Below are 18352 nucleotides of genomic sequence, written 5' to 3'. Positions count from 1 at the left end.
CGTGAGGGACAGACCGAATAAAAAGCGCCGTCATAACGCAAATTTGCGAGCGTGGTTCCGGGAAAAACATGCTTCCTGTCACATTTTTTTGCAATTAAGCCAGGTAACGACACCAGAACTCCCGTAAAAAGGTCATCGATTTTTAATGACCTGAGGATATACCGTTGAAACGCCGTCTGTTTATTGCTGTTTCTTTACTCGCTTCGAGTGTCTCATCTGCTTTTGCGGCCGATCCGCTGGATTTTTCGCCGCAGCCTCCGGCCATTCAGGCCGGCTCCTGGGTACTGATGGATTACACTACGGGTCAAATCTTAACGGCGGGCAACGAACATCAACAACGCAATCCGGCGAGTCTCACCAAGCTGATGACCGGCTACGTTGTTGACCGCGCTATTGATAGCCACCGCATTTCCCCGGATGACATTGTCACCGTCGGGCGCGACGCGTGGGCAAAAGGTAACCCGGTATTTGACGGTTCGTCACTGATGTTCCTGAAAGAGGGTGACCGCGTTTCTGTGCGCGACCTCAGCCGCGGTCTGATTGTTGATTCTGGTAACGACGCCTGTGTGGCGCTGGCGGATCACGTGGCCGGTGGCCAGCCGCAGTTCGTGAAGATGATGAACGACTATGTGCAAAAGCTGAATCTGCGCGATACGCACTTCGAAACCGTTCATGGTCTGGATGCCCCAGGCCAGCACAGCTCCGCGTATGACCTGGCCGTGCTGTCCAGAGCCATCATCCACGGCGAGCCTGAGTTTTACCACATGTACAGCGAAAAGAGCCTGACCTGGAATGGGATCACGCAGCAAAACCGTAACGGTCTGCTCTGGGATAAGACCATGAATGTAGATGGACTGAAAACGGGGCACACGTCAGGGGCCGGATTTAACCTGATTGCTTCCACCGTGGACGGTCAGCGTCGCTTGATCGCCGTAGTGATGGGGGCAGACAGTCCGAAAGGGCGTGAGGATCAGGCCCGTAAACTGCTGCACTGGGGACAACAGAATTTTGATACCGTGCAGATCCTGCACAACGGTAAAAAAGTGGGCACTGAGCGGATCTGGTACGGCGATAAAGAACAGGTGAACCTGGGCACCGACCAGGATTTCTGGCTGGCATTACCGAAAGCAGAAGTACCGAACATCAAGGCAAAATACGTGCTGGATACAAAAGAGCTGGAAGCGCCGATAGCCGCCCATCAGCGGGTAGGCGAGATCCAGTTATACGACCGCGATAAAGTGGTCGCTCACTGGCCGCTGGTGACGCTGGAGCGTGTTGATAAAGGTGGCCTTTTCTCCCGTCTGAGTGATTATCTGCACCACAAAATCTAACCTTTCTGGGCAGACTGGCAGGGTTGCGAGTCTGCTCACATAATAAACACTCCTTGATTGCCGATTATAGAAATTCTGCTTTATAGTGTATAAATATACAGTGATAAACGGAGGCAGTATGGACTACAGCATCAGGCAGGAAAAGAAACGTAAGATTGCCGGTTTTCACCTGGTCGGGCCATGGGAACACACGGTAAAACAGGGCTTTGAACAGCTGGTCATGTGGGTCGATGGCCGACACATTCAGCCGCTGGAGTGGGTTGCGGTTTATTACGATAACCCGGACGAAGTCCCGGCAGAAAAATTGCGCTGCGATACGGCCGTTACGGTACCGGATGATTTCGTTATCCCGGAAAACAGCGAAGGGGTGATGATGACGGAAATTGCGGCCGGAGATTACGCCGTCGCGAAAGCACGTGTTGAAAACTACGACTTCGCCACGCCGTGGTACCAGTTCTTTAACTCCCTTTTGCAGGACAACAAATTCCAGATGGCTCTGAAACCGTGCTTCGAGCGCTATCTCAATGATGGCAACGCCGACGGGTACTGGGACATCGAAATGTTTATCGCCGTAGAGCATAAAGCGGGGTAGTCCTGTTAAATACAGGGTTTTTCAGCCGGGTGTGATCCGCCCGGCTGAAAACACAGTACAATTGTGATTTGCCGTGTAGCTGGAGAGCGGGTGTGCGTCCCGACAAATCATTAACGTCTTTCGAAATTCGGTTGTATAAACACTACCGCGTGGTTCATGGGTGCCGTATCGCGCTGGCATTCGTTCTGACGTTTGTGCTGGTCCGTTTACTGGATGTTCCTGAAGGAACGTGGCCGCTGATCACGCTGGTGGTCGTCATGGGGCCTATCTCGTTCTGGGGGAACGTTGTCCCGCGTGCTTTCGAGCGCATTGGCGGTACGGTTTTTGGCTCAGCCCTTGGGTTGATTGCCCTTAAGCTGGAGCTTATTTCATTCCCGGTGATGTTGGCCTGGTGCGGTGTCGCCATGTTCCTCTGCGGCTGGCTGGCGCTGGGTAAAAAGCCCTATCAGGCACTGCTGATTGGTATCACCCTCGCGGTGGTGGTCGGCGCGCCAGCGGGTGATATGACCACGGCACTGTGGCGAAGCGGGGATGTTATCCTTGGTTCACTGCTGGCGATGCTTTTCACCGGTATCTGGCCGCAGCGCGCTTTCCTGCACTGGCGCATTCAGATGGCAAATTATGTCACCGCTTTTAACCGTGTCTACCAGGCCGGTTTTTCACCTAATCTTGTCGAACGTCCCCGGCTGGAGAAGCATCTTCAGCAGATCCTTAATGACGTGGTCAAAATGCGCGGTCTGATTACCCCTGCCAGTAAAGAGACCCATATTCAGAAATCGATTTTCGAAGCTATCCAGACCGTGAGCCGTAATCTGGTCTGCATGCTTGAATTGCAAATCAACGCGCACTGGGCCTCACGCCCCAGCCATCTGTTAATGCTGAACGCGCAGACGCTGAAGGAGACGCAGCAGATGACGCAGCAAACCCTTCTGACCATCGCTCATGCCCTTTATGAAGGTAACCCGCAGCCCATCCTCGCAAACAGCGAGCGTCTGAATGAGATCGTTGCCGAACTGAAACAGCTGATCAACGAGCGACAGGGCGATAACGTAGCGGAAACCCCAATCCATGGTTACGTCTGGCTGAGCATGGAACTGGCGCGTCAGCTTGAGTTGCTGTCGCATCTCATTTGCCGCGCACTGCGCAAATAAAGAGCAGCTATCGCCATATGTGACGGCTGCTGCTTCGATTCAGCATCAATTGGGGTTATGATAGTTTTAAACGATATACTCATTGTCATTCGCAGCCGCTGTCAGTAAGGTTATTGTTACAACGGTTGCTTTAACGAATCCGAATCTCACATTATCAGGGGTGTAAAAATGGAAACTACCAAGCCTTCGTTCCAGGATGTTCTGGAATTCGTCCGCCTGTTCCGCCGCAAAAACAAACTGCAGCGTGAAATCCAGGACGTTGAGAAGAAGATCCGTGACAACCAGAAACGTGTTCTGCTGCTGGATAACCTGAGCGACTACATTAAGCCAGGTATGAGCGTTGAAGCTATTCAGGGCATCATCGCCAGCATGAAGAGCGACTACGAAGACCGCGTTGATGACTACATCATCAAAAACGCTGAGCTGTCTAAAGAGCGTCGTGACATCTCCAAAAAGCTGAAAGTGATGGGCGAAATCAAAAACGCTGAAGCCAAAAGCGAATAATCGCTGCTGATTGCAAAAAAGGCTCTCTGGTGACAGAGAGCCTTTTTTATTACGCAGAGCGCGGCTGAAGCTGGTAGATCCAGGCCTTAACCTGGTCACCTTCGGCGGTGGTCACCATGACCTCGACCCGATCGTAGCCGTCTTCAAATTCGTCCAGCATCGGCCAGTGTGCCTCAAGGTTACTGGAGATAAACAGATAACCCTCAACGCGTGGGCCATCGGCGTGCAGCACGATACCCGGAAAATCTGCCGCAGCGCCCCAGCCACGCGCATAAAATGTCCCGGTGACAAAACCGGCCTGCCATTCACCGCCGATGCTTTCGAGAATATGTGCATTTGAATGGCCCGGGCGTAACGTACCGTAGACAAACAAAGAGTCCATTTTCCTCACCAGAAAAGCAAAAAGCCCGCTTTAAAAGCGGGCTTTTCAGAATGTGGCTCCTCTGACTGGACTCGAACCAGTGACATACGGATTAACAGTCCGCCGTTCTACCGACTGAACTACAGAGGAATCGTTGTGGAGGCTTATCTTAGCGGCGAAAAAACTTTTGTCAAACCTGATCTTAGTGATTAGCGATCGATTGCCGATTCTGTCATCAGTTTGTTGCAAATCCAGACATCTTTTTATGGAAAATACTTTGCAGGATGAGCTTTTCTCCCCCATCATTTGAAATGGAGTTTCAACTTTTCTCGCTAAGGTCCATTTTGAACGTTACTGCCACTCTCCGCCAGGCGATTATGCGCACGCCATGGTATGCAAAACGTAAAAGTTATCGTGTTCTGTTCTGGCGTGAAATCACCCCGCTTGCCGTACCTATTTTTCTGGAGAATACCTGCGTTCTGCTGATGGGGGTGTTGAGCACCTTCCTGGTGAGCTGGCTGGGTAAAGAGGCGATGGCCGGGGTCGGGCTGGCGGACAGTTTTAACATGGTGGTGATGTCTTTCTTTGCCGCTATCGATCTTGGGACCACGGTGGTGGTGGCCTTTAGCCTGGGCAAGCTGGATCCGAAGCGTGCCCGCGAAGCCGCCCGGCAGTCGCTGATGATCATGACCCTCTTTTCGATCATCCTGGCGGCGGTGATCCACTATTTCGGCAAAGAGATTATCGACTTTGTCGCGGGTGAAGCGACGAATGAAGTTAAGGATCTGGCGCTGACCTATCTGGAAATGACGGTCTTAAGCTATCCTGCCGCGGCTATCGCGCTGATCGGTAGCGGCGCGCTGCGCGGGGCGGGCAACACAAAAATTCCGCTGCTGATCAACGGCGGAATGAACATCCTGAATATCATGATCAGTAGCGTCCTGATCTACGGTGTTTTCTCCTGGGAGGGGATGGGGTTTGTTGGTGCAGGGCTGGGGCTGACTATCTCCCGCTACATTGGTGCGGCAGCCATCCTCGGGGTGTTGATGGCGGGGATCACGCCATCGCTGCGCCTCACGTTAAAAAGCTACTTCCGACCCTTTAACTTCGCCATTATCTGGGAAGTGATGGGGATTGGTATTCCTGCCAGTATCGAGTCGGTACTGTTCAACGCCGGTAAACTGCTTACCCAGATGTTTGTTGCCGGTATGGGGACAGATGTGATTGCCGGTAACTTTATTGCCTTCTCCATCGCCTCGCTGATTAACCTGCCGGGTAACGCCTTAGGGTCGGCCTCCACCATCATCACCGGTAAACGGCTCGGCAAAGGGCAGATAGGGCAGGCGGAGCGGCAGCTGCGCCATGTCTTCTGGCTGTCGACCATTGGTCTGACGATAATTGCGTGGGGGAGTGCGCCCTTTGCCGGGCTGATGGCCTCGTTCTATACCCACGAAGATGATGTTAAAGAGGTCGTTAAGATCCTGATTTGGCTCAACGCGGCATTTATGCCGATCTGGGCGGCGTCCTGGGTACTGCCAGCCGGGTTAAAAGGGGCACGCGATGCCCGCTTTGCGATGTGGGTCTCTATGCTCGGCATGTGGGGTTGCCGCGTGGTAGCGGGTTATACGCTGGGGGTCATGCTCGGTATGGGGGTCGTCGGTGTCTGGCTGGGGATGTTCCTTGACTGGGCCGTGCGTGGGGCATTGTTCTACTGGCGTATGGTAAGTGGGCGCTGGCTCTGGAAATATCCGCGGCACAATGCCTGACAAATGTGCGAAATGTTGAATAAATCGGCAAACGATCGGAAATCTGCATTCTGCCTTTGACAACACCGGGTAGCATCGATAATATGCGCCCCGTTCACACGATTCCTCTGTAGTTCAGTCGGTAGAACGGCGGACTGTTAATCCGTATGTCACTGGTTCGAGTCCAGTCAGAGGAGCCACATTCTGAAAAGCCTGCTTTTAAAGCAGGCTTTTTGCTTTTGTGCAGCAGGTAAAAATTGCCCGGTGGCGCTGCGCTTACCGGGCCTACGGACGAGTAGGCCGGGTAAGGCGAAGCCGCCACCCGGCAATAAACCGCACTACCGGTTAACACGAATCGGCGCCGTCGCCTCCACCAGCCACGGACGCGCGTCGCTCTCCACCAGCGGGGACAGCGCTTCGCGCACCTGCTGGTGATACTCATCCAGCCACTGCTTTTCCTGCTCGTTTAACAGATTGAGTTCGACCTGGCTGAGGTCGATTGGGATCAGCGTCAACGAGGCAAATTTGCAGAATCCTGGAGAGCTTTCCACAATCTCCACCTGATTTTCAATGCGGATCCCATGGCTATCCGCCAGATAGTATCCCGGCTCGATAGTCATAATATTGCCCGCCACCAGCGGCCATGGGTTGACCTTTTTAGCGATGCGATGCGGGTTCTCATGGATAAGCAACTGATGACCCACGCCATGGCCCGTTCCGTGATCGAAATCCAGCCCCATCTCCCACAGCGGCCGACGCGCGAAGGCATCCAGCTGATGCCCCTGGGTGCCGGACGGGAACTGCAGGGTAATCAGCGACAGAAAACCTTTCAGCACGGCGGTATAGTGTAATCGCTGCTGCGGGCTGACCTTGCCCCACGCCAGGGTACGTGTGGCGTCAGTGGTACCATTATGGTACTGACCACCAGAATCATTCAGATAAAAGTGGTCATGGCCGATGGGTTTGTTGCTGGCTTCGCTTGAGTGGTAGTGGCACATCGCCGCATTGCTGGACGAGGCCGAAATGGTCGCAAAACTCTGCTCAATAAAGCCAGGCTGCTGCTCGCGAAACGCGAGTTGCTGTGCCTGGGCCTCCAGCTCGGTCAGCGGCTGGCCTGCTGCCGCACGTGCGGGCACTTCACGGCTCAGCCAGGCCAGGAAATTGACCCACGCGGCACCGTCCTGATGATGACACTCCCGGTAACCCGCCAGTTCTACCGGATTTTTATTGGCCTTCATCAGCGTGATGGGGTCGGTGCGCCAGAGAATGTCACCGTGTGGCTCAATGGCAAAACGCAGAGCCACCGGCGCTGAATCGGCATCTACCATCACCCGTTTACCGTGAGAAAGGCGCTGGCAGCGTTCAATAAAGGCATCCTGCGGCGCAATGGTAAAAGCGTTTCGCACGCTATCAGGCAGGTTGCTTAGCTTATTGTCGTTAACGAACCACTCAACGCTACCGTCCCGACTGAGCAGGGCAAAAGAGAGCGGAACCGGGCTGGTGGGAATATCTGAACCGCGCACGTTAAGCAGCCAGGCGATATTATCCGGCAGGGTCACGGCCAGATAATCGGCATTGTTGGCGGCCAGCACGGCGGCAACGCGCTGACGTTTATCGGCGCTGCTTTCACCACTGATTTCAACGGGCATCTCGCGGATAAGCCCCGCCGGAGCGGCAGGGCGATCGGTCCATAACGTATCAAACGGTGACTGGTTAAGCGGCACCATTTCACACGGTGTCGCAGATAGCGTCTCATAATCGGCATTGGTCATCAGCAGTGCTTCAAAACCAATACGGGTGCCAGCTTCAACGTTGGCCGTCAGCCATTGTGCCAGCGGCTCGTTGTGCAGATGGTGGATCTCTACTTCATCCATATTGACCTGCACGCGGGCCTGAACCTGATAGCGGCCATCGACAAAAAGCAGGGCTTTGTCTTTTAGCACCAGAGCCAGCCCCGCCGAGCCATCAAAGCCGGTCAGCCAGGCCAGTTTTTCATCATACGGCGCGCAGTATTCGCTCTGCCAGGCATCCGCGCGTGGGACGATCATCCCGTCGAGCTTATTTTCCTGTAGCCACTGACGCAGGGCCGATAACGGTGATGGGGTGTGCATTATTTTTCCTTATTGTTATCAGCGGAATGGCGGTTCGTTAAAGGTACGCAGCTTGCGTGAGTGCAGCCGGTCACCTTCTGCCCGCAGCAAATCAATGGCGCGAATGCCAATTTGCAGGTGTTCGGAGATAGCCCCTTCGTAGAACCGGTTTGCCTGTCCCGGTAGCTTGATTTCACCGTGCAGCGGTTTATCGGAAACGCACAGCAGCGTGCCGTAAGGCACACGGAAGCGATAACCCTGGGCGGCAATGGTGGCGCTTTCCATATCAATCGCCACCGCGCGGCTCAGATTGAAGCGCAGGGCAGAGGCGGAGTAACGCAGCTCCCAGTTACGGTCATCTGTCGTGACTACCGTGCCGGTACGCAGACGCTGTTTGACCTCTTCACCCGGCATGCCGCTCACCTCTTTGGTGGCGTCGTACAGCGCGCGCTGCACTTCGGCAATGCTTGGGATCGGGATGTCCGGCGGGAGCACGGCGTCAAGCACGTGGTCATCGCGCAGGTAGGCGTGGGCCAGCACGTAGTCGCCAATCAGCTGGCTTTCACGCAGCCCACCGCAATGACCAATCATCAGCCAGACGTCCGGGCGCAGCACCGCCAGATGGTCGCAGATGGTCTTGGCGTTTGACGGACCCACACCGATGTTGATAAGCGTAATGCCCTGGCCGTCGGCGGTGATCAGGTGCCAGGCTGGCATCTGGTGCTTCTTCCACGCCAGATCGGAGATAGCCTGTTCAGGCGCTTCGGTTTCAGCGGTGATCCAGATCCCGCCGGCGCAGGAGAGGGCGATATAAGGGCTCTCCGGGTCAAGGATCTGGCTACAGCCCCAGCGGACAAATTCGTCGACATAGCGGGTGTAGTTGGTAAACAGCACGAACGGCTGGAAATGCTCGGCTGGCGTCCCGGTGTAGTGACGCAGGCGCGCCAGGGAGAAATCCACCCGGCGGGCGTCAAAATGTGACAAGGGGGAAAACTCTGCCGGGTGATAAATGCCGTCGGCGGTCTCATCGCCAATCTGCGACAGCTCGGTCGTCGGGAAATGGCGCGTCAGCCCTGCGCTCATGGAGCGATCGAGCGTTAACGCCGAACCGTCAATCACGTACGGATACGGAATTTCATGCTGTGATGGCTCAACGGCAATGTGTGCGCCGTAATCCTGATAGAGCAGAGTGAGTTGCTCCTCAAGATAAGGACGGAACAACGCTGGGCGGGTCACTGTGGTGCTGTAGCAGCCGGAGTGGGTAAAACGCGCGTAGGCACGGGTCTTTGGCGTGGTACTGGCGCTGCCGTCCCAGGTGACAGAGAGCGATGGATAAACAAAAAGGCCCTGGGTTCTGGCCTTTTCGTCGGGAAGTTTCCCTGTTTCGATGTACTCACTGATGGCGCTGCGCAGCGCATTGACGGACTGTTCGTACAGCGCGTCGAGTTTTTCCAGTGCCTGAGCCGGGGTCAGGCTGGAGCCCTTATTATTCATGTCTGTCTCCTTGTTCCACAGGTGTGCTGCTATACCCGATAGTATGTCACACGCCTGTGAAACAAAAGGGAGATCAGGAATGGTGTGTCTCTTTCATCACCAGCGCCGTGGCGGCCGACAGCAGGCAGCCTGCCAGCAGGTAGCCTGCCACGCTGTGCCAGTTTCCGCCGGAGAACGTCACCAGCGCGGCGGCAATAAACGGCGTAAATCCGCCGCCCACGACGCTCGCCACCTGGTATCCCACGCCCGCCCCGCTGTAGCGGTAGCTTGCGCCGAACAGTTCGGTAAACATCGGTTGCTGCACGCAGACCACCATATCGTGGGCAATGTTGGCGAGCATAATGGCAAAGAAGACTATCCAGAAGACCGACTGTGCCTCCAGCGCCATAAAGAACGGCCAGGCGCTGAGGGAGCCAATCAGCGCGCCGGTAATATAGACGCGACGACGGCCAAACCGGTCCGCAAGCCAGGCGAAGCAGGGGATTGTCAGACAGCTGATCCCGCCCACCAGCAGACCGATATTCAGGAACAGCTCACGGGGGAGGCCGAGGTTCTGCGTGGAATAGTTGAGGGCAAACGCGGTGACGATATACATCGTCAGCAGCTCGCACAGGCGCAGGGCGATAATTTTCAGAAAAGCGCCAGGATGACGAATAAGCGCCTCCATCACCGGCAGCCGTTTTCTGGCAACGGGTTTTTCCCGCTGCTGTTCAAACTCGGCGGACTCTTCCATTCCGTTACGGATCCACAGCGCGGCGATAACCAGCACGATGCTGAAGATGAAGGGAATGCGCCAGCCCCAGCTCAGAAACTGCTCATCGGTCGTGAAGTGACTGATAAGCGACACCAGCCCGGTGGAGAGCAACAGACCCACGCCGTACCCAACCTGCACGCCGCTGCTGTAGAACGCTTTCTTATTTTTCGGTGCGCTTTCGACCGATAACAGCGCCGCGCCGCCCCATTCGCCGCCCACGGCAAAGCCCTGAATGGCGCGCAGGGTGACCAGCAGTACCGGGGCCCACCAGCCAATCGTGGCAAACGACGGCAAAATACCGATGAGCGCAGTGGCGATCCCCATCATCCAGACGGTGAGCATCAGCATGCGTTTGCGGCCAAGGCGGTCGCCAAAGTGGCCGAAGATCACCCCGCCCAGCGGGCGGAACAGGAAGCCGACGCCAAAGGTGGCAAACGCGGCGAGCGTGCCCATGGCGGGGCTAATTTGCGGAAAGAATTCGCGGTTAAACACCAGAGCGGCGGTGATGCCGTAGAGCAAAAAATCATACCAGTCCACGACGGCCCCCGCGAAGCTGCCAAAGGCGGCACGGCGGGCACGGTTAAGGCAAGGCGTCCCCTCGCCGGGACGTGTGGAGATGAGGGTGGAGTCCATAGTTGTCCTGTCTGCACTGATTTTTTATTTATTGGTATAAGAAAAGGTTACTCACAAAGCCATCGTCATAGCGACGCGATCTATGAGACTACCGCGACGGGCGGCACGAGGAAACTGATTTTATTTCCTGATGGGTAATGCAAAGCGGCTACGCTATGCTTAGCAAATAGTGAAGCGACTAAGGAAGGGAATATGCGTCGTAGAAATGTGCTGGGCTGTCTGGCTGCCTTGCTCATAAGCCAGAGTGTCCAGGCGGTGAGTTATCCTTTGCCGCCCGCCGGGAGTCGGCTGGTGGGCAGCACGCAGGTTATTACCGTACCGGACCACAACACCTTACCGCTTGAAGCGTTTACCGCGCAGCACGGGCAGGGGCTGAGCAACATGCTTGAGGCAAACCCCGGTGTTGATCCGTTTTTACCGCAATCCGGTACCCGACTGGTGGTACCTCAGCAGCTCATTCTTCCCGATACGGTTCGCAAAGGCATCGTGGTGAACGTGGCGGAAATGCGCCTTTACTATTATCCGCCAGGCAGCAATACCGTTGAGGTGTTTCCCATTGGTATTGGCCAGGCCGGGCGCGAAACGCCACGCAACTGGGTGACAGCCGTCGAGCGCAAGCAGGAAGGACCAACCTGGTCGCCCACGCCAAACACCCGGCGTGAATACGCGAAAGAGGGGAAAACGTTGCCCGCATTCGTGCCCGCCGGGCCGGATAACCCGATGGGGTTGTATGCGCTCTATATTGGCAGGCTTTATGCCATTCACGGTACCAACTCGAATTTTGGCATCGGCCTGCGCGTCAGTCAGGGGTGCATTCGCCTGCGTAATAACGATATCAAATACCTTTTCGACAATGTGTCGCCAGGCACGCGCGTGCAGCTTATCGATCAGCCTGTAAAAGTGACGACGGAGCCAGACGGCAGCCGCTGGGTGGAAGTGCACGAACCGCTGTCGCGCAACCGCGCAGAATTTGAATCAACCAATAAAGTGCCGCTGCCGATTACCCCCGCGTTGCGGGCACAGCTAATAAACGAGGGGGCGGGCGCTGAGCTGGAACGTCGATCCGGGATGCCGGTTAAGCTTGCTTTGCCCGGTGGCGCAGCGCTTACCGGGCCTACAGTCCCGTAGGCCGGGTAAGGCGAAGCCGCCACCCGGCAGTTTTCCAGAACGCAGAAAAGCAAAAAGCCTGCTTTAAAAGCAGGCTTCTCAAATTTGGCTCCTCTGACTGGACTCGAACCAGTGACATACGGATTAACAGTCCGCCGTTCTACCGACTGAACTACAGAGGAATCGTGTGAACGGGGCGCATAGTAACGGCCTGCGTACGCCTTGTCAAAGGGTGAAACCACGCTTTGCGTCTGTTTGCTGACAATTTCAGCAAAGTGGCGATTTTGCCAACGTAATGCACCGTTGTGGTGCGGATATACCTCTTATGGGGCAGATCATAAACCGCTGTTTCAGTAATAAATCCGACACCTATGATTAGGTTTCCTTATTTTCAGGCGCTTAGCGAACAAATCAGACCTGCTGGTAAAACTGGCATTCATATTGCAAAACCTGTTCAACAACAACAGCCAGTACCGGCACAGCATTTCGAACAGGGGGCAAAATGAACTTAAGACGACTGAAATACTTCGTAAAAATCGTCGATATCGGCAGCCTGACTCAAGCGGCGGAAGTGCTGCATATCGCGCAGCCTGCGCTGAGCCAGCAGGTGGCTACTCTGGAAGGCGAAATGGATCAGCAGCTGTTGATCCGCACCAAACGCGGCGTGACCCCAACGGAAGCAGGCAAGATCCTGTATACCCACGCGCGCACCATTCTTCGTCAGTGCGAACAGGCACAGCTGGCGGTAAATAATGTTGGCCAGACGCTGAGCGGACACGTTTCCATCGGGCTGGCTCCGGGGACCGCAGCGTCTTCAATCACCATGCCACTGCTGCAGGCGGTGCGCGCTGAGCTGCCGGAAGTGCTGGTCTATCTGCACGAGAACAGCGGCTCTGTCCTGAATGACAAGCTGCTCAACGGCCAGCTTGATATGGCGGTGCTTTACGATCGCTCCCCGGTTGCGGGGATCACCAGCCAGCCGCTGCTGAAAGAAGATCTGTATCTCGTGGGCACCCGCGACTGTCCGGGGCAGAGCGTTGACCTCACTGCGGTTGCAGAAATGAATCTTTTCCTGCCGCGTGATTACAGCGCGGTGCGCGTACGCGTGGACGAAGCGTTCTCCCTGCGCCGCCTGACGGCGAAAATCATTGGTGAAATTGACTCCATCTCAACGCTGACTGCGGCGATTGCCAGTGGGATGGGCGTCACGGTGCTGCCAGAATCCGCCGCCCGCTCGCTGTGCAGCGCAGCAAATGGCTGGATGGCGCGCATCACTACGCCATCAATGAGTTTACCGCTGTCGCTGAACATGTCCGCCCGTGGCTCGCTGTCGCCACAGGCGCAGGCGGTGAAAGAAATTTTAATGTCGCTGGTGAGTAAGCCATCGCTGGAGAATCGTGAACTGCAGCTCGTGAGTTAATATTCCAGAAAAGCATAAGATGCTGGTTTTTATTATTTGTTCTGCAGCTCAGCTGACTCTAACAATAGAGCTATGTCAGATGCGCCGGAGTGAATCGTGAATTTCCAGCAACTTAAAATTATCCGTGAGGCGGCCAGGCGGGACTATAACCTGACCGAAGTCGCCAATATGCTCTACACCTCCCAGTCGGGTGTCAGCCGCCATATTCGCGAGCTGGAAGAGGAGCTTGGCATTGAGATTTTTATCCGTCGCGGCAAGCGCCTGCTTGGCATGACGGAGCCAGGTAAAGCGTTGCTGACCATCGCTGAGCGGATCCTCAACGAGGCCAGCAATGTCCGTCGCCTGGCGGATCTCTTTACCAATGACGCCTCCGGCGTGCTCACCATCGCCACTACCCATACTCAGGCTCGGTACAGCCTGCCGCCGGTGATAAAAGCGTTTCGTGAAATTTTCCCTGACGTTCGCCTGGAGCTTATTCAGGGCACGCCGCAGGAAATTGAAATGCTGCTGCAAAACGGTGGAGCGGATATTGGTATCGCCAGCGAACGCCTGAGCAACGACCCGCTGCTGGTGGCCTTTCCCTGGTTCCGCTGGTACCACAGCCTGTTGCTCCCGCTCGATCATCCGTTGAATCAGGTTTCACCGCTAACGCTGGAAGCGATCGCGAAATGGCCGCTGATTACGTATCGCCAGGGTATTACCGGACGTTCGCGCATCGACGAGGCCTTCAACCGCAAAGGGTTAACGCCGGATGTGGTGCTGAGCGCGCAGGATTCCGATGTGATCAAAACCTACGTTGAGCTGGGGCTGGGCATTGGCCTGGTTGCGGAACAGTCTGGTGGCGAGGGCGATACCGGGAACCTGGTGCGTCTGGATACACGTCATTTGTTCGATGCCAATACCGTATGGCTCGGCCTGAAGCGCGGGCAGCTACAGCGCAACTACGTATGGCGCTTTATCGAGCTCTGCAACGCCGGACTGTCCGTTGACGAAATCAAGCGCCAGGTGATGGAGCCGGAAGAAGTGGCGATTGATTATCAGATTTAGTTCCTCTGGCTGGGATCGCCTTAGCCAGTAACTAGCGAATAAACAAGCTAAATCAGAATTCCCTTTCGGTTGGTGTTGGTGACATGCTGCTGCATCAATTCAACGATCCAGTCAATAAAAACGCGCAGTCTGGCATTGACATGGCGGTTCGGCGGAAACGCCAGGTACAGGGGCATTGGAGCAATACGCCAGTGTTCAAATAGCGGAATCAAGGCACCTCGAGCCTGATGCGCTGCCGCCATATAGACTGGCAGTGCGATCACGCCTAATCCCGCTAACCCGGCTTCGATGTAAGCATTGCCATCATCCACGGCCAGTACATAGCTGCCCGTGATTTCAATACGTTCACTCTCACTGCGCAGTACCAGAGGATCAATCTTACCGGTGCGTGAGGACAAGAACCCTACTCTGCGATGGTCGGTGTTTTCCAGTTCTCGCGGGTGCGAAGGGGGGCCAAGGCGTTCCAGATAACTGGGGGCGGCGTAGACGCCGATTTGCAAATCTCCGACATGGCGTGCAATCAGGGACTGATCGGTGATCTCGCCGCCGCGTAGCACGCAATCCACGTTGTCGCCAATCAGGTCCACCACCCGGTCGCTCACGCCCATGTCGAACTGAATGTCAGGGTAGCGTGCATGGAAAGCCGGTAGCGCCGGCACCAGGATGAGGCGGGCCAGCGGACTGGGCACATCCACCCGTAGCCGTCCCCTGGGCGTAATTGCCGCACTGGACAGGCTGTTTTCAGCATCTTCCATGTCCGCCAGCAGGCGGATGACGCGTTCGTAGTAGACCGCGCCATCTGGAGTGACGCTGAGCTTGCGGGTGGTGCGATGGAGCAATCTGACGCGCAGGCGCGCTTCCAGTTGCTGAATAAGCTGCGTCACCGTGGTTTTGCTCATATGAAGCGTTTGGGCAGCCTTTGTGAAGCTACCTGCCTCTACCACGCGAGCAAAGGCGCGCATCGCATCGAAACGATCCATTCCTTATCCTCTCTTTTCACCGATTGTTTGGATATTACAAACAATGATGGACAAAGTCGCTTGTTTATCCGCCCGATCCTGCACCTGTAAAGTGTCTTTAAGTTCATTGGGCAGATTTCGCCCCATTGCAAAGGTGTAAGTATGACAGCACGCGAAGCAGTTTTTCCCTCAGGACGCCAGGCGCTCTATGAGCGCAATCGCTATTCACCGGCCATCAAATCTAACGGTTTTCTGTTTGTTTCGGGGCAGGTTGGTAGTCGTGAGGATGGTTCGCCTGAGCCCGATCTAAAAGCGCAGGTCAGGCTGGCATTCAATAATCTTAATGCTGTCCTCGCGGCTGCAGGCTGCACGTTCGATGACGTGGTTGACGTTACCCTTTTTGTCGTCGATCCCGAGTCAAACCTCGACGCTATCTGGAGTATCCTGCCTGAATATTGGGGAGAAGCACCTTACCCAACGTTGACCGGGATCGGTGTAACGTGGCTGTACGGATTCCAGTTTGAGATTAAGGTGATTGCCAGGCTGCCCTGAGCGCTAGGGGCTTTCCGCCAGTCGAAAGTCAAGACAGAGGAAAAATGATGAAAGCAGGGGATTATTGCCCGATGGCGTAGGCCGGGTAAGGCGAAGCCGCCACCCGGCAGTTTTCCAGAACGCACAAAAGCAAAAAGCCTGCTTCAAAAGCAGGCTTTTCAAATTTGGCTCCTCTGACTGGACTCGAACCAGTGACATACGGATTAACAGTCCGCCGTTCTACCGACTGAACTACAGAGGAATCGTGTGAACGAGGCGCATAGTAGCGACCTCGGTTCGCCTTGTCAAAGGGTGAAAACACCCTTTTTGATCGTTTGCCGACAATTTCAGCAAATCGCTGATTTTATAGCAAATTTGCGGCGAAATTACACAGCAGGATGCGCCGCCCGCGGGCAGGCGGCGCAGTTGTTTAGAACAGCACGGAGTAGTTCAGACCAAACGTGCGGCCACGGCCTTTATAGGTATACAGACCCGGAGCGCCATACGTTGGGCTATACAGCCCCGGTGCGCGCTGTCCCCAGGCGGTGGTGTAGTCTTTGTCCAGCACGTTTTCCACGCTGAAGCTCACTTTACCCACCGGCAGGGCGTAGCTGCCCAGGAAATCTACCGTGTTATAGCCATCGATCTTCTTACCGTCGGCATCAGAGACGTCAAAGGTCTGGGTACTCTGCACGCGCAGGGTCCAGTCGCCCGGCGCCCAGTTGACCCAGGCGCTGGCTTTCGACGGGCTGGCGCTGTCTACCGTCAGCTTCTCCCATTTACCGTTTTCACGGGTTTCAGACTTAATGGCGTTAAAGTTTGCGCCGGTGCTCCAGTCGCTGTCGGTGAAGAAATAGTCCACCTGACCTTCCACCCCGTAGATACGACGCTTGTCGTCTTCCAGGTTGATGGTCATATCGGTTTTGTTGATAGTGATGGTTTTATCCGAGAGCGAGTAGTACGCCGCAACCTGCGTGCGCAGGTTATCGCCGGTGTAGCGCCAGCCCAGCTCGTAAGCGTTAACCTTAATGCCGTCCAGCGTCGAGTCGTTAACGTTCACGCTGTTCAGCAGGCGATAGTGCCCGTCGACAAGCTGATAGGTGCCGGAGCCGTAGTACTTCGCCAGGTCCGGAATTTCAAAGCCCTGAGAGAAGTTAAACCACAGCTGCTGCTGTTCGGTCAGGCGACCAAGGATCCCGGCGTTAAACAGGAAGTTGTTGTAATCGGTTTTCCCGCCCGGCACCGCGTCTGCTGAGGTGGCTTTCCCGGTGGCGATGGCCTGCTGCTGGGCGTAGCCAACAAAATCATCCACCTTGTTTTCAGTGTACTGGTAACGCACGCCGCCGCTCAGGGTGATGGCGTCAATGTCGTAGCTCGCCTGCAGGAACGGGGCGAGGTTGGTAATGCTGTAACCCGGATAACGCCCCACGTTGTACGCATTGTCCAGCTTCATGCCGCCGCTCGCTGCCGCTTTACTCAGGTCGAAGAACTGCTGGTTGGCGTCGAAGGTTTCATGGTCGGCGTCCACACCCCAGGTGAGCGTCAAATCATCCACCGGCTTGCTGTTCAGGGTCAGCTTACCTCCGTAAAAATCGGTTTTCTGCTGGGAGGCACCGATGCTGGTCACCGTCCCTTTGCTCAGGGTCGGGAACGGGTAGTAGGTCAGGCTCTCGTCACGATAGTAGATCTGCGCGACCAGGTCCTGACCCCAGAAATCGGTATTAGAGTACTGCAGGTTAATCAGATGGCGCTCGGTACCGGGAATACGGTCAGAATCCAGGTTGTTTTTGTTATACGCGGTGGCATCACCCGTAACCGCCGAGAAATTCTTCCCAAGGTACAGGCCGTGTTTGCCATCAGATTCGCTCTTGTAGTACTGGGTGGTTAACTGCAACTGCTGATGATCGTCAATATTGATGGTGCCAGTGCCCATCACATCAATACGGTCAGAATACTGTAACCCGGTCTGGGTGTTATCGATAATCACCTCGTCGCCGTTGCCGTCATACCAGCCGCCGTAACGCTGATAAGAAACGGACAGGCGACCAGACGCATTATCATTGCCGCCGCTGACCGCCGCCGACACGTTCTCATCGTGGTCGTTGTGGCTGTTAAACCCGCTTTTTGCCCCGGTCTGGAATTCGACTTCCGTCTCCGGCTGACCTTTTTTGGTGACGATGTTCACCAGGCCGCCGGTACTGCCGCCGCCGTACAGTGAAGTAGCGCCGGAAATCACTTCTATACGGTCGATGTTGAACGGATCGATAGAGTCAAGCTGACGGCTGTCGCTGCGGGAGGAGTTCAGACGCACGCCGTCCACCATCACCATCATTGAACGACCGCGCAGGTTCATACCGTAGTTGGTGCGCCCCTGGCTGCTGACGTCCATGCCCGGGATCAGCTGCGCCAGCACGTCTTTAATCTCTTTCCCGCCCTGAACCTGCTGCTCAATTTCCGCACGCTCGATAACCCAGGTGGTCTGCGCCATCTCCGCCACGCTGCGGTGTGCGCGGCTTGCGGAGACAACGATATTTTCTTCCTTTTGTTCTTCTGCCCACGCAGAGGTCGAAAGCATGGCAAGCAAGCACGGATTTAAAACCCAAAGATGAGAACGTTTCATTGTTATGTTGATC

15 protein-coding genes and 4 tRNA genes are annotated in these 18352 nt (G+C 55.5%); 10 read left to right on the top strand and 9 right to left on the bottom strand.

What is annotated here, in order from left to right; genetic code table 11:
• The first annotated feature begins 164 nt into the window (after positions 1-164).
• From dacD to ECL_RS16465, 4 genes are all read left to right on the top strand, one after another.
• The gene (dacD, locus tag ECL_RS16480) at positions 165-1331 is read left to right on the top strand and encodes a serine-type D-Ala-D-Ala carboxypeptidase DacD (protein WP_013097838.1); all 1167 of its coding nucleotides are present in this window, start codon (positions 165-167) and stop codon (positions 1329-1331) included.
• 118 nt (positions 1332-1449) lie between these two features.
• The gene (gene sbmC / locus ECL_RS16475) at positions 1450-1923 is read left to right on the top strand and encodes a DNA gyrase inhibitor SbmC (protein ID WP_013097837.1); all 474 of its coding nucleotides are present in this window, start codon (positions 1450-1452) and stop codon (positions 1921-1923) included.
• Positions 1924-2015: 92 nt separating this feature from the next.
• A complete protein-coding gene (locus ECL_RS16470; protein ID WP_013097836.1) occupies positions 2016-3074 on the top strand; it encodes an FUSC family protein in 1059 nt (352 codons plus the stop codon).
• A gap of 168 nt (positions 3075-3242) precedes the next feature.
• Positions 3243-3578 (top strand): DUF496 family protein, encoded by a 336-nt coding sequence (locus ECL_RS16465; RefSeq protein ID WP_010432067.1) that lies wholly within the window; start codon positions 3243-3245, stop codon positions 3576-3578.
• 49 nt (positions 3579-3627) lie between these two features.
• Here ECL_RS16465 and ECL_RS16460 read toward each other — a convergent pair whose 3' ends face one another.
• Together ECL_RS16460 and ECL_RS16455 are read right to left on the bottom strand one after the other, a co-directional pair.
• Positions 3628-3960: a gamma-glutamylcyclotransferase family protein gene (locus tag ECL_RS16460; RefSeq protein WP_029881834.1), complete on the bottom strand. Its 333-nt coding sequence runs from the start codon at positions 3958-3960 to the stop codon at positions 3628-3630.
• Positions 3961-4013: 53 nt separating this feature from the next.
• Positions 4014-4089, bottom strand: a tRNA-Asn gene (locus ECL_RS16455).
• Between the two features lie 161 nt (positions 4090-4250).
• Here ECL_RS16455 and emmdR point away from each other — a divergent pair.
• Positions 4251-5705: a multidrug efflux MATE transporter EmmdR gene (emmdR, locus tag ECL_RS16450; RefSeq protein WP_126347545.1), complete on the top strand. Its 1455-nt coding sequence runs from the start codon at positions 4251-4253 to the stop codon at positions 5703-5705.
• 103 nt (positions 5706-5808) lie between these two features.
• Positions 5809-5884: transfer RNA gene (locus ECL_RS16445), tRNA-Asn, on the top strand.
• Between the two features lie 138 nt (positions 5885-6022).
• On the opposite strand, the gene ECL_RS16440 is transcribed toward ECL_RS16445, so the two are convergent.
• The 3 genes from ECL_RS16440 to shiA all read right to left on the bottom strand — a co-directional run bounded on the left by ECL_RS16440 (position 6023) and on the right by shiA (position 10655).
• Complete coding sequence (locus ECL_RS16440) at positions 6023-7795, bottom strand: aminopeptidase P family protein (protein WP_013097833.1); 1773 nt, start codon at positions 7793-7795, stop codon at positions 6023-6025.
• An 18-nt stretch (positions 7796-7813) separates the two neighbouring features.
• Positions 7814-9268 carry an AMP nucleosidase gene (locus tag ECL_RS16435; protein ID WP_013097832.1) on the bottom strand — a complete coding sequence of 485 codons (1455 nt, stop codon included), beginning with the start codon at positions 9266-9268 and terminating at the stop codon, positions 7814-7816.
• Positions 9269-9341: 73 nt separating this feature from the next.
• The gene (gene shiA, locus ECL_RS16430; protein WP_013097831.1) at positions 9342-10655 is read right to left on the bottom strand and encodes a shikimate transporter; all 1314 of its coding nucleotides are present in this window, start codon (positions 10653-10655) and stop codon (positions 9342-9344) included.
• A gap of 192 nt (positions 10656-10847) precedes the next feature.
• Between shiA and ldtA the strand changes: the two genes are divergently transcribed.
• Positions 10848-11783, top strand: coding sequence for a L,D-transpeptidase (gene ldtA / locus ECL_RS16425; RefSeq protein WP_013097830.1), 936 nt, complete (start codon positions 10848-10850; stop codon positions 11781-11783).
• Between the two features lie 85 nt (positions 11784-11868).
• Here the strand turns inward: ldtA and ECL_RS16420 are convergent.
• Positions 11869-11944 (bottom strand) — tRNA-Asn (locus ECL_RS16420).
• A 320-nt stretch (positions 11945-12264) separates the two neighbouring features.
• Between ECL_RS16420 and nac the strand changes: the two genes are divergently transcribed.
• Together nac and cbl are read left to right on the top strand one after the other, a co-directional pair.
• Positions 12265-13182, top strand: coding sequence for a nitrogen assimilation transcriptional regulator NAC (gene nac / locus ECL_RS16415; RefSeq protein WP_010432103.1), 918 nt, complete (start codon positions 12265-12267; stop codon positions 13180-13182).
• 96 nt (positions 13183-13278) lie between these two features.
• Complete coding sequence (gene cbl / locus ECL_RS16410) at positions 13279-14229, top strand: HTH-type transcriptional regulator Cbl (RefSeq protein ID WP_013097829.1); 951 nt, start codon at positions 13279-13281, stop codon at positions 14227-14229.
• Between the two features lie 47 nt (positions 14230-14276).
• Here the strand turns inward: cbl and ECL_RS16405 are convergent, their stop codons facing one another.
• Positions 14277-15209, bottom strand: a complete 933-nt coding sequence (locus ECL_RS16405; protein ID WP_013097828.1) for a LysR family transcriptional regulator — start codon at positions 15207-15209, stop codon at positions 14277-14279.
• Positions 15210-15350: 141 nt separating this feature from the next.
• Here ECL_RS16405 and ECL_RS16400 point away from each other — a divergent pair, with 141 nt between their 5' ends.
• The gene (locus tag ECL_RS16400) at positions 15351-15740 is read left to right on the top strand and encodes a RidA family protein (RefSeq protein ID WP_013097827.1); all 390 of its coding nucleotides are present in this window, start codon (positions 15351-15353) and stop codon (positions 15738-15740) included.
• Between the two features lie 165 nt (positions 15741-15905).
• Here the strand turns inward: ECL_RS16400 and ECL_RS16395 are convergent.
• Positions 15906-15981: transfer RNA gene (locus tag ECL_RS16395), tRNA-Asn, on the bottom strand.
• A gap of 168 nt (positions 15982-16149) precedes the next feature.
• Complete coding sequence (locus tag ECL_RS16390) at positions 16150-18339, bottom strand: TonB-dependent siderophore receptor (RefSeq protein WP_013097826.1); 2190 nt, start codon at positions 18337-18339, stop codon at positions 16150-16152.
• Positions 18340-18352: the final 13 nt, after the last annotated feature.

Source organism: Enterobacter cloacae subsp. cloacae ATCC 13047 (genome assembly GCF_000025565.1).
GTDB classification, from domain to species: Bacteria; Pseudomonadota; Gammaproteobacteria; order Enterobacterales; family Enterobacteriaceae; genus Enterobacter; species Enterobacter cloacae.
Note: the sequence above shows the minus strand (reverse complement) of the source record. Positions and strands in the feature narration are given on the sequence as shown.